General features: G+C 62.8%; 20 protein-coding genes. 13 read left to right on the forward strand and 7 right to left on the reverse strand.

Annotated elements, in window-relative coordinates:
• The first annotated feature begins 45 nt into the window (after window positions 1–45).
• The 4 genes from Q0974_RS15365 to Q0974_RS15380 all read left to right on the forward strand — a co-directional run bounded on the left by Q0974_RS15365 (window position 46) and on the right by Q0974_RS15380 (window position 4,282).
• A complete protein-coding gene (locus tag Q0974_RS15365; RefSeq protein ID WP_299329394.1) occupies window positions 46–1,491 on the forward strand; it encodes a circularly permuted type 2 ATP-grasp protein in 1,446 nt (481 codons plus the stop codon).
• Window positions 1,491–2,426, forward strand: coding sequence for an alpha-E domain-containing protein (locus Q0974_RS15370; protein ID WP_299329395.1), 936 nt, complete (start codon window positions 1,491–1,493; stop codon window positions 2,424–2,426). The genes Q0974_RS15365 and Q0974_RS15370 overlap by 1 nt, the downstream gene beginning before the upstream one ends.
• Window positions 2,427–2,594: 168 nt before the next feature.
• Entirely contained in the window at window positions 2,595–3,419 is an 825-nt protein-coding gene (locus tag Q0974_RS15375; protein WP_299329397.1) for a transglutaminase family protein, read from the forward strand.
• A gap of 125 nt (window positions 3,420–3,544) precedes the next feature.
• The gene (locus Q0974_RS15380; RefSeq protein WP_299329399.1) at window positions 3,545–4,282 is read left to right on the forward strand and encodes a peptidase; all 738 of its coding nucleotides are present in this window, start codon (window positions 3,545–3,547) and stop codon (window positions 4,280–4,282) included.
• A 12-nt stretch (window positions 4,283–4,294) separates the two neighbouring features.
• Here the strand turns inward: Q0974_RS15380 and Q0974_RS15385 are convergent, their stop codons facing one another.
• The 3 genes from Q0974_RS15385 to Q0974_RS15395 all read right to left on the reverse strand — a co-directional run bounded on the left by Q0974_RS15385 (window position 4,295) and on the right by Q0974_RS15395 (window position 7,440).
• Window positions 4,295–5,092, reverse strand: coding sequence for an arginyltransferase (locus Q0974_RS15385; RefSeq protein WP_299329400.1), 798 nt, complete (start codon window positions 5,090–5,092; stop codon window positions 4,295–4,297).
• Between the two features lie 214 nt (window positions 5,093–5,306).
• Window positions 5,307–6,395, reverse strand: coding sequence for an SDR family oxidoreductase (locus Q0974_RS15390; protein ID WP_299329402.1), 1,089 nt, complete (start codon window positions 6,393–6,395; stop codon window positions 5,307–5,309).
• A 1-nt stretch (window position 6,396) separates the two neighbouring features.
• The gene (locus Q0974_RS15395; protein WP_299329404.1) at window positions 6,397–7,440 is read right to left on the reverse strand and encodes a methyltransferase domain-containing protein; all 1,044 of its coding nucleotides are present in this window, start codon (window positions 7,438–7,440) and stop codon (window positions 6,397–6,399) included.
• Between the two features lie 176 nt (window positions 7,441–7,616).
• Between Q0974_RS15395 and Q0974_RS15400 the strand changes: the two genes are divergently transcribed.
• Window positions 7,617–9,032: an FAD-dependent oxidoreductase gene (locus Q0974_RS15400; RefSeq protein WP_299329405.1), complete on the forward strand. Its 1,416-nt coding sequence runs from the start codon at window positions 7,617–7,619 to the stop codon at window positions 9,030–9,032.
• A gap of 180 nt (window positions 9,033–9,212) precedes the next feature.
• Entirely contained in the window at window positions 9,213–10,061 is an 849-nt protein-coding gene (locus Q0974_RS15405) for a radical SAM protein (RefSeq protein ID WP_299329449.1), read from the forward strand.
• Window positions 10,062–10,215: 154 nt separating this feature from the next.
• On the opposite strand, the gene Q0974_RS15410 is transcribed toward Q0974_RS15405, so the two are convergent.
• Window positions 10,216–11,094 (reverse strand): S-methyl-5'-thioadenosine phosphorylase, encoded by an 879-nt coding sequence (locus Q0974_RS15410; RefSeq protein ID WP_299329407.1) that lies wholly within the window; start codon window positions 11,092–11,094, stop codon window positions 10,216–10,218.
• 109 nt (window positions 11,095–11,203) lie between these two features.
• On the opposite strand from Q0974_RS15410, the gene Q0974_RS15415 reads away from it, so the two are divergent.
• Window positions 11,204–11,632, forward strand: a complete 429-nt coding sequence (locus Q0974_RS15415; RefSeq protein WP_299329409.1) for a DUF2147 domain-containing protein — start codon at window positions 11,204–11,206, stop codon at window positions 11,630–11,632.
• A 13-nt stretch (window positions 11,633–11,645) separates the two neighbouring features.
• On the opposite strand, the gene Q0974_RS15420 is transcribed toward Q0974_RS15415, so the two are convergent.
• The 3 genes from Q0974_RS15420 to Q0974_RS15430 all read right to left on the reverse strand — a co-directional run bounded on the left by Q0974_RS15420 (window position 11,646) and on the right by Q0974_RS15430 (window position 14,926).
• On the reverse strand, window positions 11,646–12,917 hold the full coding sequence (locus tag Q0974_RS15420) for a serine hydrolase (RefSeq protein WP_299329411.1): 1,272 nt from the start codon (window positions 12,915–12,917) through the stop codon (window positions 11,646–11,648).
• A gap of 43 nt (window positions 12,918–12,960) precedes the next feature.
• Window positions 12,961–13,965, reverse strand: a complete 1,005-nt coding sequence (locus tag Q0974_RS15425) for a fumarylacetoacetate hydrolase family protein (RefSeq protein WP_299329413.1) — start codon at window positions 13,963–13,965, stop codon at window positions 12,961–12,963.
• Window positions 13,966–14,035: 70 nt separating this feature from the next.
• A complete protein-coding gene (locus tag Q0974_RS15430; protein WP_299329415.1) occupies window positions 14,036–14,926 on the reverse strand; it encodes a hypothetical protein in 891 nt (296 codons plus the stop codon).
• Window positions 14,927–15,051: 125 nt separating this feature from the next.
• Here Q0974_RS15430 and Q0974_RS15435 point away from each other — a divergent pair, with 125 nt between their 5' ends.
• From Q0974_RS15435 to Q0974_RS15460, 6 genes are read left to right on the forward strand one after another with little or no spacing between them, the layout of a single operon-like run.
• Window positions 15,052–15,696: a hypothetical protein gene (locus tag Q0974_RS15435; RefSeq protein ID WP_299329417.1), complete on the forward strand. Its 645-nt coding sequence runs from the start codon at window positions 15,052–15,054 to the stop codon at window positions 15,694–15,696.
• Window positions 15,693–16,892 (forward strand): hypothetical protein, encoded by a 1,200-nt coding sequence (locus tag Q0974_RS15440; protein ID WP_299329419.1) that lies wholly within the window; start codon window positions 15,693–15,695, stop codon window positions 16,890–16,892. Before Q0974_RS15435 ends, Q0974_RS15440 begins: the two co-directional genes overlap by 4 nt.
• Window positions 16,882–17,838, forward strand: a complete 957-nt coding sequence (locus Q0974_RS15445) for a MoxR family ATPase (RefSeq protein ID WP_299329421.1) — start codon at window positions 16,882–16,884, stop codon at window positions 17,836–17,838. Before Q0974_RS15440 ends, Q0974_RS15445 begins: the two co-directional genes overlap by 11 nt.
• Window positions 17,839–17,860: 22 nt before the next feature.
• Window positions 17,861–19,198, forward strand: a complete 1,338-nt coding sequence (locus Q0974_RS15450) for a DUF58 domain-containing protein (RefSeq protein WP_299329423.1) — start codon at window positions 17,861–17,863, stop codon at window positions 19,196–19,198.
• Entirely contained in the window at window positions 19,199–20,209 is a 1,011-nt protein-coding gene (locus Q0974_RS15455) for a stage II sporulation protein M (RefSeq protein WP_299329425.1), read from the forward strand.
• Window positions 20,196–21,107, forward strand: a complete 912-nt coding sequence (locus Q0974_RS15460) for an RDD family protein (RefSeq protein WP_299329427.1) — start codon at window positions 20,196–20,198, stop codon at window positions 21,105–21,107. The genes Q0974_RS15455 and Q0974_RS15460 overlap by 14 nt, the downstream gene beginning before the upstream one ends.
• Window positions 21,108–21,158 lie beyond the last annotated feature (51 nt).

Here is a 21,158-nt window from a genome sequence, read left to right on the forward strand (position 1 = left end):
TGTAGTTGAACCAAGGCGGCCGCTCGTGCATTGTTACATCACAGCATGTCAAAACGGTTTTTCGACGAGATTTGGGGGCATAGCCGCGGGCGCAAACCGCGGCCGGGTTTCGAGTCCATCGCCCGCTGGATCCGCGAAACGCCGAAAAAGGAGTTGCGCCGGCGGCAGGACTCCGCCGAGGCCGCGTTCCGCCAGCTCGGCATCACCTTCAACGTCTATAGCGAAGAGGAACAGGCCGAGCGGATCATCCCGTTCGATATCATCCCGCGCGTCTTTACCGCAGAGGAATGGCAATCGCTGTCCGAGGGACTGGAGCAGCGGGTCACGGCGCTCAACATGTTCCTCGACGATGTTTATGGCGAGCGCAAAATCCTCGCCGACGGCGTCGTCCCCTCCGATCTCGTCCTGTGCAATCCCGGCTTCACGCCCGTCGTCAACGGCCATCGCCCGCCGCACGGCGTTTATGCGCATATCTGCGGCATCGATATGGTGCGTACGGGGCCGGACGAGTTTCTCGTGCTCGAAGACAATGCCCGCACGCCGTCCGGCGTCTCTTACATGCTCGAGAACCGCGAGGCGATGCTCAGGCTCTGCCCCGAACTGTTCGAAGCCTTCGAGGTCGAGCCGGTGGACGGCTATACCGATGCCCTGCGCGCGATGATGCAGGCGGTCGCGCCGGAAAGCGCGCCGGGCAATCCGTGCTGCGTGCTGCTGACGCCCGGCCATTTCAACAGCGCCTTTTACGAACACAGCTTTCTCGCCGACAATGTCGGGATCGAACTGGTCGAGGCGGCGGACCTTGTTGTCGATGACGATATCGTCTGGATGCGGACGATCGAGGGCCGCAAGCGCGTCGACGTCATCTATCGGCGCATCGACGATGATTTTCTCGATCCGCTGATCTTCCGCCCCGATTCCATGCTCGGCGTGCCGGGGCTGATGGCGGCCTATTTCGCCGGCAATGTCACGCTGATCAACGCTCCGGGCGGCGGGATATCGGACGACAAGGCGATCTATTCCTTCATGCCCGAAATCGTAAAATATTATTCGGGCGAGGAGGCGAAACTGCCCAATGTCGAGACCTGGCGCTGCCGCGAGCCCGATGCGCTCCAATATACGCTCGACAATCTCGCCGACCTCGTCGTCAAGAAAGTCGACGGATCGGGCGGCTATGGCATGCTCGTCGGCCCGACCTCGACCAGCGAGGAGATCGAGGAGTTCCGCGCTGCGCTGAAGGACAATCCGGACGGCTATATCGCCCAGCCGACGCTCGACCTATCGACCGTCCCGACACTCACTGAGAAGGGTGCCAAGGGCCGCCATGTCGATTTCCGCCCCTTCGTGCTCTCCGACGGCCAGAAGGTGACGACCGTGCCGGGCGGGCTGACGCGTGTGGCGCTGCGCGAGGGCTCACTCGTCGTCAATTCGAGCCAAGGCGGCGGGACCAAGGACAGCCTCGTCCTGCGCCCCGAAAGCGAGCAACCCAGCTGATGCTCGCGCGTACCGCCTCCTATCTCTATTGGATCGGCCGCTATATGGAGCGCGCTGAATTCACCGCCCGGCTGATCGAGGCGACCGTGCGATTGGACGCCCTCTCCGCCCGGCCCGCCGGCGAAGGCGCCTGGTCCAGCGCGCTGGCAGTGGCGGCCGCAAGCCATGATTTCGAACAGACCGGCGAGACGATCACACCGAGCAATGTCGCCAATTATCTGACCTTTTCCGAGGACAATCCGAACTCGCTCCGCAACTGTCTTTACAATGCCCGGATGAATGCGCGCGCCGTGCGCACGGCGCTGACCCGGGAAGGCTGGGAGTCGATCAATCGCGCCTGGCTCAATATTGACGGGCGGAGCGCGGTCGGCAGCGCGCAGGGGACGATCAACCTGCTCGAAGCCCTGATCGCCGAAAATCGCGGCTTCGAAGGCGCGCTGCATCGCATGCTGCGGCAGGAAAGCTTCTATTTCCTGATGCTCGGCGAAAGTATCGAACGCACGGACAACACGGCCCGCCTGATCGACGTGAAATATCACATCATCCTGCCCGAGGGCGAAGAAGTGGGCGGGCTCGTCGATCGCGACCAATGGGGCACGATCCTGCAGACCGTTTCCGCAAACACGGCCTTTCGCTGGCTCTATCGCGACGGGCTTTCGGCCCGCAACGTGCTCGAAATGCTGATCCTGCGCCGCGAACTGCCACGCTCGATCGCCGCGACCGTCGACGATACCGTCGAGCTGCTCGCCGATCTCGGCCGGCTTACCGGTTTTCAGGGCGAGGCCGACCGCATGGCGCGGCTGCGGCAAAGACGGATCGCCGCGACGAACATCCGCGAGATTATCGGCGGCGGGCTGCACGAATATCTCGAAGCCTTTATCGAGGAAAACCGCTTGCTGAGTCAGGCGATCACCAAACAGTTCCGGTTCGACTGACGGCAATGGTCGTGTTGGCGATACCGCTTTGAACTTACCGTTAGTCCTGAGCCTGTCGAAGGACGTCTATCGGCGGAGAAGCGTCCTTCGACAGGCTCAGGACTAACGGATTGGAATTTGGAACCTCTAGCGCAACACTAAACATATTCTATTCGACGGATTTGCATCATGCATCTGAATATCGATCACCGCACCGATTATGCGTTCAGCGAGCCGCAGCGCCGGCTCGTCCAGCTGCTGCGGATGACGCCGGTGAATTTTGCCGCGCAGACCGTGATGAACTGGCATATCGATGTCGATTGCGACGCCCGGCTGCGCAGCCATCGCGACGGCTTCGGCAATCGGGTGACCATGCTCTACATCGACGGCCCGGTCGAAAATGTCGCGCTGACCGTATCGGGCGAGGTGCTGACCGACGACCGATCCGGCATGGTCGAAGACGCGCCGGAGCCCCTGCCCGCCCAGGCCTTTCTGCGCGCCACCCCGTTGAGCCGCGCCGACGACGCGATCCGCACCTTCGCCGCCGATGTCGCTTCGGCCAAGTCCGACCCGCTCGAACGCATGCACCTGCTGATGCAGCGCTTGCTCGAACAAATTCGCTTCGAGCCGACGCTCGACGCGGTCGAGCGCGACGCGGCAACGGCCTTCGCGGCGAACAAGGGCGTATGCCAGGATCATGCCCATATCTTCTGCGCGGCCGCCCGGTCGATGGGCATTCCGGCGCGCTATATCTCCGGCCATCTGTTCCGCCGCGACGGCGCCGAGGAGCAGGAAGCGAGCCATGCCTGGGCCGAGGCCTATCTGCCCGATATCGGCTGGACGGGTTTCGACCCGGCGAACGGGATCGGCCCCGACGATGCCTATATCCGCGTCGCCTGCGGCCTCGATTATCGCGATGCCGCGCCGGTCGCCGGCCTGCGTATCGGCGGCGGCGATGAGTCCCTTTCGGTCGATGTCCGGGTCACGCAGGCGCAAAGACAGAGCCAGAATTGACGGCCCGCCGGCGATTCTCCGATCCACATATCGGCGCAGATTGAGGCTATCCGAAACCGCTCTTCCCCGCTAACCGCTTATCGCTCGAACATGGCGGCCGGATTCGCATGACCTATTGCCTTGGAATGTTGCTGAAAGACGGGTTGGTGATGATCGCCGACACGCGCACCAATGCCGGCGTCGACAATATCTCCTCATACAAAAAGCTACATATCCTCGAACAGAGCGACGACCGCACGATCATCGCCTGCACGGCGGGCAATCTGTCGGTCACCCAATCGGCCTTCGCGCTGTTGAAAGAGGGGTTGGAAGAAGATGAGGACAGCAGCGGCCCGCGTTTCCCGGCCGATATGCCCAATATGCACCGGGTGGCGGGGCTTGTCGGCGAAGCGCTGCAGATATCGCGCGAAGAGATCAAGGAAACGGCCGGCGAAGACAGCCAATATAGTTTTTCCGGATCGATGCTGCTCGGCGGACGGTTCAAGGGCCGGCCCCTGCGGCTCTATCACATCTACAAGGAAGGCAATTTCATCAGTTGCCAGCCCGACCGGCCCTTCATGCAGATCGGCGAAACCAAATATGGGAAGCCCATTCTCGACCGCGCGCTCGAATTTGAAACCCCGCTCGACGATGCGGTGAAAACGGGGCTGGTCTCGTTCGATTCGACGATGCGCTCCAATCTCAGCGTCGGCCGGCCGCTCGACATCGCAATCCTGCCCACGGACGAACGCACGCCCGCCCTGTTCCGGCGGATCGAGCAGACCGACGAATATTTCAACATGCTGTCCGCGCAATGGGCCATTGCGATCGCCGAGGCGCGCGCCGCACTGCCCTTGCCGCCCTTTATGAAAGAGGTCGAATAGCCGCGACCGGCGCTAATCGGTGTTGGCCAACACCTTGTCCGACGTATTCGGGATTTTGGTCTTGCGCGCCAGCGGATCGGGCTCGAACGGCACCCAGCCTCTGGGCGTCAGTTTTTCGAGCGGCTTGTAGCGCGTCTTGTAGCGCATGCGCGGCGCGCCCTCGACCCAATAGCCAAGATAGACATAGGGCAGGCTTGCCTTGGCGGCATGCACGATATGATCGAGGATGATGGTATTGCCGAGCCCGTTCCGATCAGGATGTTCGGGATCGAAGAAGCTGTAGATCATCGACAGGCCGTCCGACTGACGGTCGGTCAGGCAGGCGCCAACGAGCCGGCCCGGACGCCCGCCTTGAGACGGCTCGCGATATTCGATCATATAAGTGTCGACCGGCGTCTGCTCGACCATGTCGGCGAAATCCATCTCGTCCATCTCATGCATCCCGCCATCGGGATGGCGCACGCTCAGATAGCGGCGCAGCAGTGAGAATTGCTCTTCGGTCGTCCAGGCTTCGCAGGCATTGACCTCAAGATCGCCGTTCCGGCGCAGCAGGCGGCGCTGGTTGGAATTGGGCTTGAACAGCGAGGCGACGACGCGCACCGAGATACAGGCCTGGCAGCCCACACAGCTCGGCCGATAGGCGACGGACTGGCTGCGCCGGAAACCGATCCGTCCGAGCGCTTCGTTGAGTTCCGCCGCGTGCGGGCCACGCAGCTCGGTGAACACTTTCCGCTCCATGCGACCCTTGAGATAGGGGCACGGGCTAGGCGCCGTTACAAAGAATCGTGGGAATCGAAAAGGTGCGCTCACCAAAAGGCCGCCTTCACATCGCTCGGGTTTGTTTGACTCTTTTATGACCGCGCACGGGTGGGTTGGAAAGGCCGTTCACCGTAAAAAAAGGGTTAAATCGGAGCGAGACGGCAATTTCCTGTGAAGATTAACCATGCCGGTTGACCGTGTTTGTGGATAACCGTTTTAGCCGTCCCGATTTGGTCCGGCGCGGCGCTCGGCTCGTCGCTCTTGGTTATTCGGCCGGAACCGACTCGGCTGGCAGAAAGCCCGCATGAATCGCAAAGTCGATCTGTCGCCGCATCAGCGCGCGATCCGCATCGGGGCCGCCCGAGCCGGCCAGCGATATAATATTATCTTGCGAAAACAATGGATTGCGCTGAAAATAACTGGTGTAGAGAGCGGCCACGCGCCGATGGAACCGCTGTTCGAGCGGCGACAGCATGGCGGGATCGAAATCCTCCGGCGACACCTGTTCGGGATCGGAAAATTGCGGATAGTCGCGGACCAGCGCGAAGAAGTCCGACACCGGCATGGGCGTACTCGCCACCAGATGGAAGGTCCGTCCCCGCGCCTCTTCGATCCGCTCGGCGATCGTTACCATACCCTTTACGGCATGATCGAGCGGGACGAAGTTGAGCGTCGCATCGGGCGTCGACGGGATCGTCCGGATCCGTCCCTCGGCGAGCAATTTGAACGCCATATAGATCGTATCGAAACCGGCGATCACGCCATCCGCGGCGCGCCCGACGACGACGCTTGGCCGGGCAATCGCCGCCGTCATCCCATCCGCCATCGCCTGGCGGACCTGCGCCTCGGCGGCAAATTTACTGGCCTCATAGGGGTTGGAAAAACGCGCGGGCCGGGAGGCATCGTCCTCGGCAATCGGGCCATCCCGCTCGCCGCACACATAGGCGGTGCTGACCTGCAGCAGCGCAGCCGGCGCGCCGGGCCGCGCGCGCGCCAGATCCAACACATGGCCGGTGCCGCGGATATTCACCGCTTCATAGATTGTTTCGTCGGCATCGAACTGCACGACGGCCGCGCAATGGACGATGCACTCCACCTGGTTCGCCAAACGGTTATAGGCTTCGGCCGTGAGTCCCAATTGCGGATCGCGGACATCGCACTGCAGCAGATGAACTTCGCCCGGCGGGGGCGGATCGCCTGTCCATTCGCCTGTTGGCATGCGTTCCCGGTCGCCATGCATGACGGCGCGGTTCTTGCGGACGAGGCCGATGACGCTGTGCCCCTTGCCGGCCAGCGCGGCCGCTATCTCGCCGCCGAGCAGCCCCGCCGCCCCGGTTACCAGAAAGCAGGTCAAATCAGCAGCAGCCCGACACCGCGTCGCCCGCCGGCGCCGCATCGAACGGCATCAGATCGCCGCAACCGGGGAAGATTCCATAATGGGTCGAAAAATCGCCGAAAAATTCGAAATGATCGGCGAAGCGCGTATCGGCCAGCATCCGCCATGTATTGCCGCACACGGCGAACATCCGGCCCTTTTCGATGACATGATGCTCGTCGAGCATGAAAGCGCGTTCATGGCCGGCAATCGTGCCCTTGTAGCGCACGGCCTGGCCATAATCCTCGCAACGCGGCTCAAGACCGTCGAGCTTGAACAGCCGATAAGTGGCGGAGAAGAAGCGAATGCCATCAACCTTCTCCGCAACCGCGGGATCGCCGATGACCAGCGGCCGATCGGTCACAAGGCGCGGATCGCGGAAGCCCGCTTCCTTGGCCAGCATATCGAAATCGCCCCAATAGAGCGCCCCCGACAGGCACTCGCCGTGGAGGACGGGATCGGCGCGCAGCGGCTCGGGCACGCGGCGTTCGGCATAGACGTCAGAGAAATAGAATTCGCCGCCCGGCTTCAAGAGCGCATGCGCGTCGCGAAACACCTTGGCCTTGTCCGCGACAAGATTGATCACGCAGTTGGAGACGATGATGTCGAAGCTCGCCGGCTCGAGGCCGAGCGTATCGAGCTGTTCGATATCGCCCTCGACGAACTCGACATTGCGATAACCGAACCGCTCGGCATGCCAATCGAGATGGTCGCGCGCGACGGCAAGCTGCTCGGGTGTCGTATCGACGCCGACAACGCTGCCGTCCCCGCCGGCGAGCTGCGCCAGCAAATAGGCATCCTGCCCCGACCCGCTGCCGAGATCGAGGATGCGCATGCCCCTGGCCGCCTCGGGCGCGATCAGGCCGCAGCCATAATAGCGCGCCTTCACATCGGGATGGACGTTGGCCAGGGCTTCAAGAATTTCCGGCGCCGGCGCTTCAATCGTGCAGCAGGCGTCCGTTTTCAGATCGGCCGAGCCTTGCAGCACCTGCCCATAATAGTCGCGGCTATTCTCGATATTCAAAGCGTATCTCCGGCGGGAATGTCTGTTGCAAAGGGTTTCGGAACAGGTTGAGGATCGGTTACACAAATGCACCGCGATTGTAACCTTTATCGCCACCTTCCCGAAAAGCCCGGTCGAGACATCGCGGCAACACGGCGCGACACACAGGGACGCGACAGAGACAGGGAACAGGCATCATGAAACGCACCCATGACGTAATCGTAATCGGCGCCGGCTCGGCGGGCCTCACGGCCGCAGGCGGCTGCGCCCAGTTCGGGCTGAAAGTCGCACTCATCGAGAAAGGCCCGATGGGCGGCGATTGCCTGAATACAGGCTGCGTGCCCTCCAAGGCGCTGATCACCGCCGCGCGGCGTGCGCAGGAAATGCGCGAGAACGCCAAATATGGCATCGCCGATGTGGAGCCGGAGATCGATTTCAAGGCCGTGCACGATCATGTGCAGGGCGCTATAGACGCCATCGCCGTCGACGATTCCCAGGAACGTTTCGAGGAGGAGTTCGGCGTCGAGGTCATCCGCGGCTATGCGAAGATGATCGACGGTTCGACGATCGAAGTGAACGGCGAGACGCTGAACGCGCCACGCATCGTGCTCGCCATTGGCTCCAAGCCGTTCATCCCGCCGGTCGAAGGCATCGAGAGCGTCGACTATCTGACCAACGAGACGATTTTCGGTCTGACCGAACGCCCCGATCATCTGGCGATCATGGGCGGCGGGCCGATCGGCATGGAGATGGCACAGAGTTTCCGGCGGCTCGGCAGCCAGGTCACGGTCATCCAGCGCGGTAAGGTGATGGACAAGGACGATCCGGAAGCCGCGAAGATCGTCGTCGACCGGTTCCGCGCCGAGGGCGTCGATATTCGCGAGAATACAAACGTCGTGCGCGTATCCAAAACCGGGGCCGGCATCCGCGTCGAGACCGACAACGGCGATCCGGTGGACGCGACCCATCTGCTGGTCGCGACGGGCCGTACCTGCGATTTCACCGGCTTCGGCCTCGAAAATGGCGGGATCGCATGGAGCCCACGCGGCATCGAGGTCGATGCGCGCCGCCGCACGACCAACAAGAAGGTCTACGCCATCGGCGATTGCCGGGTCGGCCCACGCTTCACCCATGCCTCGGGCTATGAAGGTTCGCTTGTCATTCTGCAGATCGCGCTCGGCCTGTCAGGCAAGGCCGATTATTCGGCGCTCCCCTGGGTCACCTATAGCGATCCCGAACTCGGCCATGTCGGTATGACCGAAGCGCAGGCGCGCGAGAAATATGGCGATAAGGTCGCGGTCACGAAGCAGGAATTCGCCGAGAATGACCGGGCCCGCGCGGAAAATGAATCCGAGGGTTTTCTGAAGATCATCCGCAAGGGCAAGAAAGTGCTGGGCGCGACCGTCGTCGGGCCGCATGCGGGCGAGTTCCTCCTCCCCTGGAGCCTCGCGATCGGCGGCAAGGCCAACGCCTTTGCCATCGGCGGCGCGATCGTCCCCTATCCGACGCGCTCGGACATTTCGAAACAGGCCGGTTTCGCCATCTGGGAGCCGACGATCTTCGGTGGCCTGCCGAAACGATGGGCGAAGTTCCGGGCCAAATATTTGCTTTAGCCGCGCCCGCGCGTTTATGGGCACATCAATCAGACAGGATATCCCGCCATTGCTACGCAGCCGCTAGAAGGCCCCTCGCCTTTCGAAATCGCCGATGCCGCGCCGCTCGATCCGGCCAAGTTCCGGGATCCGGCCGTTACGGCCAAGGGGGAAGCGCGCGCGACCGTCGCGCTCGAAAAGCTGGAGACGCTCTGGTTCAACACGGGCACGCTCTGCAACCTCGCCTGCAAGAGCTGTTACATCGAAAGTTCGCCGACCAATGATGCGCTCGTCTATCTGACGCTCGCCGAAGTCGAGACCTATCTCGACGAGATCGAACGCGAGGGACTGAGTACGCGCGAAATCGGCTTTACCGGCGGCGAGCCCTTCATGAACCGCGAGATGGTGCCGATGCTCGAAAGCTGCCTTGCACGCGGGTTCGACGTGCTGGTGCTCACCAATGCGATGCGGCCGATGCAGCGTTTCGAAGAGGCGCTGCTCGATCTGAACGCGCGTTACGGCGACCGGATGACATTCCGCGTCAGCCTTGATCATCACACGCAGGCCGCGCACGAAGCTGAACGCGGCCCCAATAGCTGGGACAAGGGCATGGCCGGGCTGCAATGGCTGTCCGACAATGGTTTTTCGATCGCTGTCGCCGGCCGCCATCTCGCGCATGAAGACGATGCGATGGCGCGCAGGGGCTATGCCGCGCTATTCGCCAAAACCGGCATTCGTATGGACGCGGCCGATCCCGCGCGGCTCGTCCTGTTTCCGGAAATGGATGCGAGCGCGGACGTGCCAGAGATCACCGCCGCCTGTTGGGGCATTCTCGACGTCGATCCGAAGAGCGTGATGTGCGCATCGAGCCGAATGGTAGTGAAGCACAAAGGCGCAGAGCGGCCCATGGTCACCGCCTGCACTTTGCTCCCCTATGGCGACGACTTCCAGTTGGGCGAGACGCTGGCTGAGGCGAGCCGCGATGTATCGCTCAACCACCCCCATTGCGCCCGCTTCTGCGTCCTCGGCGGCGCGAGCTGCACGGCCTGAACCTCCTCTCCCCTGCGGGAGAGGATATGGAGGCTTGTGAGCGCAGCGAACTAGTCGGAATTGGAGAGGGGAAAGCGGGTGGGGCGCGGCGCCTAACGATTTCAGTCCGTCCTATCCCCCTCTCCCTAACCCTCTCCCGCCAGGGGAGAGGGAATTATTGGCTTTCGAACACACGCTTCCCGACCGCATCGAGCTTTGCCAGCATCGCCGGATAGCGCGCATCAGGCGCGGTGATGATCGAGATGTCGAGCACCGTATCGAGCGGGTTGGTGGGCCGTGTATCGGGCAGCGCCTTGGCGAACTCGACGACCGTTTGCGCGGCCATATCGGCATTGGCCGAGAGGGTGGCGAGGATGTCGTGCACCTCGACATGGTCTTCACCGTCGCGCCAGCAATCGTAATCCGTCACCATCGCGACGAGCGCGTAGGGCAGCTCCGCCTCGCGCGCGAGCTTGGCCTCTGGCATCGCCGTCATGCCGATCACGTCACAGCCCCATGAGCGGTAGAGCTCGCTTTCCGCGCGCGACGAAAATTGCGGTCCTTCTATCGCGAGATAGGTTGCCCCGCGATGCACGTCGGCGCCTGCCGCTTTCGCCGCCGCCTCGGCCCGGTCCGAGAGGCTCGGACAGACCGGATCGGCCATCGAGACATGCGCGACGAGCCCGGCGCCGAAAAAGCTTTTCTCGCGCGCGAAGGTCCGGTCGATGAATTGGTCGACAATTACGAACTTGCCGGGCGGCAAATCCTCGCGCAGCGAACCGACTGCGGAAAGCGAGAGCATGTCGGTGCAGCCCGCGCGTTTCAGCACGTCGATATTGGCGCGAAAATTCAACTCGCTAGGCGGGATGCGATGACCCTTGCCGTGGCGCGGCAGGAAGACGAAGCGCTTACCGGCGATCTCCCCGATCACGAGTTCGTCCGATGCTTCGCCCCAGGGGCTCTCGACCCGGATCGACTGGGCATTCTCGAGCGCGTCCATCGCATAGAGCCCGGACCCGCCGATCACGCCGATCACCCACTCGTCTTCGCGCATTCTCGTCCTCTCCGTTCATCTTATATGCAAAGACAGCGCACTAGTGCAGGAAAGCGAAACAGGCTAGGCGCGATTCAGCTTCTGTCGATTCAAACCCTTGGAGATGCTGATGAAACTCTTTTCGCGCCTTGCCGGACTCTGCGTAGCGATGATGGCGGTCTCCGCCGTGCCCGCTTCGGCGCAATCGAGCATCATTGGCAATTGGCTGACCGAGGATAATCGCGCGATCATCGCGGTCGAGCGGTGCGGATCGAATATCTGCGGCCGGATCGCGCGCATCCTCGTCGATGTCGAAGAGGGCCAGCGCGACGTCAACAATCCCGACCCCAATCTGCGCGATCGCCCGATCCAGGGCGTGCGCGTGCTGACCGGGTTTCGCCGCGATGGCGGCCAATATCGGCACGGCCAGATCTACGATCCGGAGAACGGCCGCAGCTACAACGCGCGGCTTCGCTTGAATGCGAACGGCTCACTGCGCGTCACTGGTTGTGTGCTCGGCGGTATCATCTGCCAGTCGCAGACATGGACGCGGCGGTAGGGCCGATCAGCCTTTAGAAGAAGCTTCGATAATCAGTGCCGGTGATTATCGGACCGATATGATCCATGAACCGGTTGCCCCGCGAACCGTTGGTCATGATCACGATACCGCGCCGATTGGCCGTGTCGCCGAGCCCCATCGATATATATTGGCCCGCATTAAAACCCCAATGATCGTAGGCAACGCCGCCGTCGCGCGGCTCTAGCGCCCAGCCGTAACCGGCAGGCCGGTTTGGACCGTTTTCCGATGGCTCTGACTGCGTTGTGAGCATCATCCGCCGAAGCTCCTCGGAGATTTCCAACCGCCGCCGCTCGCGACCCGGCATCATCAAGGTGAGGAACTTCGCATAATCGCCCGCCGTCGTGCGCAGGCTGGATGCGCTGTCGATCACAGCCGATCCCGGCCGGTTCACGCGCCACAACGGGCGGTCGGCAAGACGCGGATGCGTGTGCGGCCGCATTACGGCATGCGCGGCCCTCAGGTCCGCCGAGGTCCAGCGCGTAATCGGCCTGTCCCAGCGCTGGGCGACCTCGTGCAGCCGCCAGCCCTGCTCGCGCGCGAATTGCAAATCCGAGAGCGCCGCTTCCCCGTCCTCGCTGACTACATGGCCATGGACTTCGCGCGCGTCGCGGCCCGGCAGCCAGGTCATCGCCATGTCCGAAAGCCCCGCAGGTGCGAACAGATATTCAGCGACCAGATCGTGCAATCCAAGGCCGGTAATCGTCTCGCACACCTGTTGGAGCCAATGGAACGCTTCGCCCGAATACGAATAAGCCGTACCCGGCGCGAACGCGGGCTGAAGGATGGCATTCTCGTCCTCCGCCGGCCGCCAGTTGGGCAGTCCGGTCCGGTGGGTCAGGACGTGCCGCACCGTGATCGCGGCGTTCCAGTCGCTCGCCACATAGTCGGCGGGCCGGAAGAAATCGGCAAGCCGGTCGTCAAACCCGATTCGGCCCTCGTCGACCAGTTTCATGACGACATAGACAAAGAGCGGCTTTGTGAGCGACGCCGCCTGAAACAGCGTCGCTTCGGTAACCGGGCTTTCGGTTTCAATATTCGTGACGCCATAGCCCTTCTGCCAGGCCAGTGCGCCGTCTTCGATGATCGCCAGACCCACACCGGGCACGCGATGTTCGCGCATTGCGGCAGTCAGCAACTCTTCGGTTTGCGCGTCCGGGACCCACGACGCCCTGGACTGCCCAAAGGCCGGTACGGGAGACGCGGTTGCGACCATCGTCGCGCCGGCCCATTTCAACGCTTGTCGTCGATTGAGTTCAAACTGCACGGACGGGACTCCTCGGATATGGTCTGGGAATGGAGGACCGGGATTACGCCTCCACAACCTCCTGCTCGATCGTGCCGAAAGTGGCGTGACCATGCTCGTCTTCCATCCAGATGCGCACGGTATCGCCGTGCGACAGGAAGGGTGTTTTCATTTCACCGTGGAGGATTTTTTCGACCATGCGGACTTCGGCGAGGCAGCTATAGCCGCGCCCGCCCTGATCGATCGGCTTGCCGGGGCCGCCATCTTCGTCGCGGTTGGACACCGTGCCCGAACCGATGATCGAGCCGGCGACGAGGCTGCGCGTCTTCGCGAGATGCGCAACCAGTGTCCCGAAATCGAATGTCATATCCTCGCCCGCATCGGCGCGGCCGAAGGGCTTGCCGTTGAGATCGACCATCAGCGGCCCGTTTAGCTTGCCCTCTTTCCAGTTGGGCAGTTCGCCGGGCGTTACGAACACCGGCGAAAAGGCGCTCGCCGGCTTGGACTGGACGAAACCGAACCCTTTGCCGAGCTCGGCCGGGATCAGGTTGCGCAGGCTCACATCGTTGACGAGCCCGACCAGCCGGATTGCGTTGAGCGCCTCATCCCGGCTCGCGCCCTGCGCGACATCGCCGGTGACGACCACGATCTCAGCTTCAAGATCACAGCCCCATTCTTCGTCCGGCAAGGGAATCGGATCGCGCGGACCGATAAAGCCGTCCGATCCGCCTTGGTACATCAGCGGGTCTTCCCAGAAACTGTCGGGAATCTCCGCGCCACGCGCCTTACGCACGAGCACTACGTGATTCACATAGGCCGAGCCGTCCGCCCATTGATAGGCGCGCGGCAGCGGCGAGGCGGCTTCGCGCTCGTGAAACCGTTCCTTCGGGATCACGTCATGCGCGAGATCGGTTGCGAGATTTTCAAGCTGCGGTGCAATCGCGTCCCAATCGTCGAGCGCGGCCTGCAGCGTCGGCGCGATATGCGCGGCATCCGCGCACCAGGCGAGATCATGGCTGACGACAACCAGTTTTCCGTCGCGTCCGCCTTTGAGCGATCCCAGTTTCATGCATTATCTCCTGACTTTTCGAGGCCGTCCATAACCGGCGAACGCGGCGGCGTCCAAAAGCGTTTCGGCTCTATTCGAAAATATCGGCGACATCTTCCTGCTTCAGGCCTTCCTTGGCAATGCGCAGGTTATGATAGGTCGCTGCAATGGCCGGATAGGCGATCACCAACGTCAACGAACCGAGAAACGCCTGAATTGCCATGATCGGCGTCAGGCCATCGAACGGCGATCCGGGATCGATATCGCCCATCATCATGAACGGCATCGTCGCGCCGCTGATCGCACTCGAAATGATCGTCGCGGCAAAGAAATAGATGATGATCATCGCGAACAACTTCCAGCGATGACCTTTAGTCAGTTCGATACTTCGCAATACGGCGCCAATCGGCCCGATTCCCTCGGCAATCGCCGCCGGAACGGCAACCAGCACGATAACCATCAGGAATAGAATTAGCGGAATAATCACAATCAGGAACAGTATCGCGGCCGTTCCGATAGCCCCTATGCCGAATACCAGCATGGCAGGAAGCGCTATGACCGCACCCAAAGCGATATAGACGATCAACGTTATCCCGAAAATCACGAGAAAGAACCGAAGACCGGCGTTCAGCGCGCCGCCGAACCCGGGTGTCTTGCCATCCAGGTCCTGCAGTACCGCCCAGATCATCGCGCCTTGCGTGAATATGGAAATGAAAATCGATCCAACCGTGCTGACGATAAAGCTTGTCCCAAACGCGCCGAACGCATCGAATGCCGAAGGCATGGCCTCCGCGGTTGCCGCATCGGCGAATAGCGACGTCATGTTTTCAAACAGGAAGATCGTGAAAAGCGCGGACGGAACGCCGTACAAAAGCAGCGCGAGACCGCACAGTAAAAGAAAATTTCTGCCGATCACGCCAAACATGTCGGTTACGGTCTTGCCGAAACTGAATCTTGGATATGCCTGCACTTCGGATGGCATGCCGACCCGCCCCTTTCGCTCGCACGTCTCAGCAACAGCAGATGGCAATATCGCAAAAAGTCCACTCTCGCCATGCCATTACGGCCAAGCTATGCAGGCCTATCGCGCGAGGGGAATGAGTTCGCATGACGGCTGTGGCACCGCCGACCGGGGATGACGGGAAGCAGGACTTCGAGTCCGCTTATCGCGAACTGATCGAGAGCGAGCGCATCCAGACCGAGATGACGCAATTCGAGATGCCCGAGCGGGAGCCAACGCCCAATTGGCTCGTCGAGTTGCTGCAATGGCTCGAAACGCTCGGCCCCTTCTGGCAGGCGCTGTTCTGGATCGCGGTTGCAGGGGTCGGCGGGTTGATCCTGTTCAGCATCGGGCGCGCGCTGTACCGGCGTTTTTCCGATCCTCCGATCACCGATGACGCAGACGACGAGATCGCCGAGAATTGGCGGCCGGAAGTCCGCACGGCGCAGGGCTTGCTCGGCGAGGCCGACGCGCTGGCGCAGCAGGGTCGCTATGCCGAGGCCGCGCATCTGCTGTTGTTCCGCAGCGTCGCCGATATCGAGGAACGGCTGCCCGATTTCCTGCGCCCGGCGCTGACCAGCCGGGACATCGCCCGGGCGCCCGCCCTGCCCGCGCCCGCCCGCTCCGCCTTTTCGTCGATCGCGCAAGTGGTCGAACGCGGGATATTCGCGGCCCGGCCGGTCGATGAATCCGGCTGGCGCGAAGCGCGGTCGGCCTATGAGGAATTCGCCTTCGGGAAGAGCTGGACATGACGGAGACCGGTTCGCCTTTCAGTGCGAAGACGGTGATCCTGCTCGTGATCGCCGGCGTTATCGGCTTCGCGGCATTCCTGCTGCTGACCGCCTATGCACCCGAAATTCGCAGCGGCCGGGATGGGCGCGCGCATGGCCTTTCGACATCGGCTGTCGGCTTTCGCGGTGTCTACACGCTGCTCGAGGAGACCGGCGCCGATGTCGGCTATATCCGGCAGGAAGACTCTTATCCCGATGCCGGACTGACAATCCTGACGCTGGAGCAGATCAGCAATCGCGAACGGGTCGAGGCGCTGATCGACAATGGTTGGGGTCCGCTGCTTATCGTGCTTCCGAAATGGGCGACGATGCCGGTTCCGCAAGAACGCGACCGGGTTCAATGGCTGGATTCGGGTATCGGCCGGAATGTGACGCCGATGCTTTCCCACCTCGTCGATATCGACGTGACGACGAGCAATACGGGAGCCGGCACGCGATTGCAGAGCGGTATGCTACAGAATGTCGCGTTCACGGCGCCCGAAAACCTTCAGACCATATCTGGCGAGGATCTGACATCGCTGATGGAAACCGAGAAGGACGAAATCGTCCTCGCCAATGTCTACAATACGCAGATCTATATACTTTCCGACCCGGACTTGCTGAACAATCAGGCACTGGCCGATCCGGAAAGGGCGCAGGCCGCACTGCTCCTGCTCGACGAACTAAACGATACCGATGGCCCGTACCGGTTCGAGCTTGTCGCCAACGGCTTTGGCGGCGCGCGGAACCTGCTCACGCTCGCCTTCGAACCGCCCTTCCTCGCGCTGACGCTCTGCCTGCTCGCCGCCGCGCTGCTCGCCGCTTTCCAGGCGATCTACCGCTTCGGGCCCGAACTCCGGCCCGGCCGGGCGATCGCCTTTGGGAAGCGCGCGCTCGTCGATAACAGCGCCGAATTGCTGCGCCTCGCCCGCCGCGAGCATTTGTCGAGCGAACGCTATGTCGGCATGGCGCGCGAAGCGGCGGTCGCGGCGATCGGCAACCCCCGCAAACTGGAGGGCGAAGCGCTGGATCGCTGGCTCGACGGGCTCGGCCCCGATAGCATGCCCCCATTCACATCGCTGGCCCGCGCCGCCGAGCGCGCGACGGGCCGGCACGAGATACTTGCCGCCGCACAGGCGCTTTACGACTGGAGAAAGGCCGTCACCCATGAAGGTTGAAGACATCAAGCCGCTTGGCGAGAGCATTCGCGGTGAAATCGCCAAAGCGATCGTCGGGCAGGAAGAGATTGTCGATCATCTGCTGATCGCGCTCTTCTCCTCCGGCCATTGCCTGCTCGAAGGCCCGCCCGGCACGGCGAAGACTTTCCTCGCCCAGTGCTTCTCGCGCGCACTCGGGCTCGATTTCGGGCGCATCCAGTTCACGCCGGACCTCATGCCGAGCGATATCATCGGCGCGAACCTGTTCAACTTCCAAACCAGCGAGTTCAAACTCACGCGCGGACCTATCTTCTGCGAGCTGCTGCTCGCCGACGAAATCAACCGCACGCCGCCCAAGAGCCAGGCGGCGCTGCTCGAGGCGATGCAGGAGCGGGCCGTCACCATCGACGGCGAGACACACCGGCTGTCGGACCGTTTCATGGTCGTGGCGACGCAGAACCCGATCGAGCAACAGGGCGTCTATCCGCTGCCCGAAGCGCAGCTCGACCGATTCCTGTTCAAGCTCGCCGTCGGCTATCCGAGCGAGGAGGAAGAACAGAAGATCGTCGCGGTCCATGGCAGCCGGTTCGGCGCGCCCAAGGCGAGTGATTTCGAGATTGAATGCCGCGCCGATGGCGATGCGATATCCGCGGCCATCGAAGCCGCGGCGACGGTGAAGCTCGTCCCCGATATCACCAACTATATCGTCGCGCTGATCCGCGCGACGCGCGAAACGGCCGATCTCGACGCCGGGGCCAGTCCGCGTGCGGCCGCGATGCTGGCGAGCGCCGCGCGGGCAGCGGCCGCGCTGGACGGACGCGACTATGTGATCCCCGACGATGTGAAGGCGCTGGCGCCCGCCGTGCTGCGCCACCGCGTGATCCTCTCGGCCGCGGCCGAAATCGACGGACGCGATGCCGACGGCATCGTCGCCAACCTGATCGATCAGGTCGAGGCGCCGCGGTGAGCGCCATAATGGCGGAACGCGCATGATCTATCCGACCGCCCGGTCCGTGATCCTGACCGCGCTCGGCGCGCCCGCCGCGCTCGTGATCGGCGTGGTCGTCCCGCAATATTGGTATCTGGGGCTGATCTGGATCGTGCTGATGGCGGCGCTGATCCTGCTCGATGCGGCGAGCGCCAAACGGCGCGAGCGACTCGACATCGAAATCGAGAAACCGGCGACGATTGGTGTGGGCGCACCCTTTACCGTGACGAGCCGATTGCGGTTTCTGGACGGCAAAGGCGGGGTCGACAGAGGCGGCTCGCCCCGGAGGATCGAAGTTGCGCTGAGCGTCGATGAAAAGCTCGACACAGGCGGCGGGCGCCGCGCACGCGCCAATATGATCGACGGACAGGCCGAGGTCGATACGCGCTTTACCGCCCATCGACGTGGGACGGCGATGATCGGCCATCTCTGGGCGCGCTGGACGGGCCCGCTTGGCCTCGCCTGGGTGCAAAAGCGCGACTATTTCGGCGCGGAAATCCTCGTCACGCCCAATATCGGCATGATCCATGACAAGGGCATCCAGCTCTATCTGCGCGATGCGGCGCATGGCCTGATCGCTCAGCTCGACCGGGGCGACGGCACGGAATTCGATTCCATGACCGAGTTCCAGCCCGGCATGGACCGGCGCACGATCGACTGGAAGCAATCGGCGCGGCACACGGAGTTGCTGGCGAAGGAATATCGCACCGAGCGCAACAACCATATCGTCTTCGCGCTCGATAGCGGGCGGACGATGTGTGAACCGATCGCCGGGTTGCCGCGCATCGACCGGGCGATCTCCGCCGCTCTGCTGACCGCCTATGTCGCGCTGAAGGCCGGGGACCGGGCGAGCCTGTTCGCCTTTGCCGGCCGCCCCCGCATCGCCAGCCCGACGGTCACAGGCACGCGCGGCTTTTCGACGCTCCAGCGCACAGCGGCGGACATCGACTATGCACCGGAGGAGAGCAATTACACGCTCGCGCTGACAACGCTCGCCGCACAACTCCATCGCCGATCGCTCGTCATCGTCTTCACCGATTTCGCCGACCCGACCAGCGCCGAGCTGATGCTGCGCGCGGCGGGGCGGATGCTCGACCGGCATCTCGTCCTGTTCGTCGTGTTGCGCGACGCCGAGCTGACGAGCCTCGCCCATGCCCGGCCCGAAGATACGGCCGATGTTTCGCGCGCCGTGACGGCGAGTGCGCTGCTCCGCGAGCGCGCCATCGTCATCGCCCGGCTGCAGCGGATGGGCGCGCATGTCCTCGAAGCGGATCACAACGAAGTCGGCACGCGGCTCGTCGCCAGCTATGTCGATCTCAAGCGCCGGAGTTTGCTGTAGATGGAACGCGCGGCCGAACAGGCGATCTTCAACAGCACCACGTTCCGGGCGGAACGCGAGGAAGACTGGGCACGGCTCGAGGAATTGCTCAAGCGCGCCGAAGGCGGATCGGTGCGCAAGCTGTCCGATACCGATCTGCTCGAACTGCCGGTGCTCTACCGCTCGGCGCTCTCATCGCTTTCCGTAGCGCGCGAAACCTCGCTCGATATGGCGCTCATCGCCTATCTGGAAGGGCTGTGCACGCGCGCTTATTTCTTCGTTTATGGCGTCCGAACGAGTCTCGGCCAGCGCGTCGCGAGTTTCTTCACCTATGACTGGCCTGTGGCCGTGCGCGGGCTATGGCGCGAGACGATCGCGGCCGCGGTCCTGATGATCGTCGGCACGCTCGCCGCCTATATGCTGGTGAGCAGTGATCCGAGCTGGTTCAACGCCATCGTGCCGGGCGGCCTGGCCGGCGATCGCGGGCCCGAAGCGACGACCGAGGCGCTGCGCTCCACCCTCTATCATGAGGGCGATAGCAACGGGCTCGGCGTGTTCGCCACCTATCTGTTCACGCATAATTCGCAGGTCTCGATCTTCGCCTTTGCCTTGGGCTTCGCTTTCGGCGTGCCGACGGCGCTGCTGATGGTCTATAATGGCGCGATCATTGGCGCGTTTGCGGCGATCTTTATCGAGCGCGGGCTCGGCTTCGAGCTGGGCGGCTGGCTATTGATCCACGGATCGACCGAGCTATTCGCGATAGTGTTGGCCGGCGCGGCGGGCCTCCATATCGGCATGCGGATCATGTTTCCGGGCATGGAAAGCCGACTCAACGCGGCGCGCAAGGCCGGGCGCAAGGCGGCGACAGCAATGATCGGCGTGATCGTCATGCTGATGTTCGCCGGGCTGCTCGAGGGTTTCGGCCGCCAGCTCATCACCGATGACTGGACGCGCTACGCGATCGCGGCGGGCATGTTTACGCTCTGGTGCGCCTATTTCTACGTCCCGAGGACCGAAGATGGCGAGCGTTAACCCCGCACCGCCCTCAAGCCCCGTTCGCACGCATGCCGAACGGACGCTGATCACGCCCGAAGGCGTCGATTTGCGCCTGAAACTCGGTACAGCCGGCCAGCGCGCCGGGGCGTTCCTGATCGATTTCTTCCTGCTCGTCGTCATCCTGGTGATCTTTTCGATCGTCGTCGTGGCGGCGGGGCTCGGAACGATCGGGGCGGGTACGATCGAAGGGGTCGAAGTCGTCGCGGTCATCTGGCTGCTTGGCTTCTTCCTGCTGCGCAATTTCTATTTCATCGCCTTCGAGATCGGGCGGCGCTCGGCGACACTCGGCAAGCGGGCGGTCGGGTTGCGGGTCGTGGCGCGCGACGGCGGCCGGCTGACCGCCGATGCCGTGATCGCGCGCAACCTGATGCGCGAGATCGAAATATTCCTGCCCATCTCCTTTCTCGCGGGCGGCGAGGGCGTGGACGGACTGATCGCGCTGATTGGCCTGTTATGGGCCGGGCTCTTTCTCTTCTTCCCGCTGTTCAACAAGGATCGGCTGCGCGCCGGCGATATCATCGCGGGCACCTGGGTGGTGCATGCGCCGCGCCGTAAGCTGGAGATCGACCTTGGCGGCGACAGCTTGGACGAGGCGACGCCCTATCGCTTCACTGACGAACAGCTCGACGCCTATGGCGAATATGAGTTGCAGACGCTCGAAAATGTGCTGCGCGCGGGCAATACCGAAACCCAATCGAACGTCGCGAGTACGATTCGCGGCAAAATCGGCTGGGAGTGGCAGGAAGGCGATGACGATTACGCGTTCCTCAGCACCTATTATGCCGCGCTCGGCAAACGGCTCGAACGCCGGATGCTCTTCGGTAATCGTAGGAGAGACAAGTTCGATACCGGGGAAGAGCGCGGCGAAGACTAGCTGCGGATATTTGTTTGTCAGACTCGACCTTTCGGTCGAGCGCGGCACCGG

The organism is Parasphingopyxis sp. (assembly GCF_028279465.1).
Taxonomy (GTDB): Bacteria; Pseudomonadota; Alphaproteobacteria; order Sphingomonadales; family Sphingomonadaceae; genus Parasphingopyxis.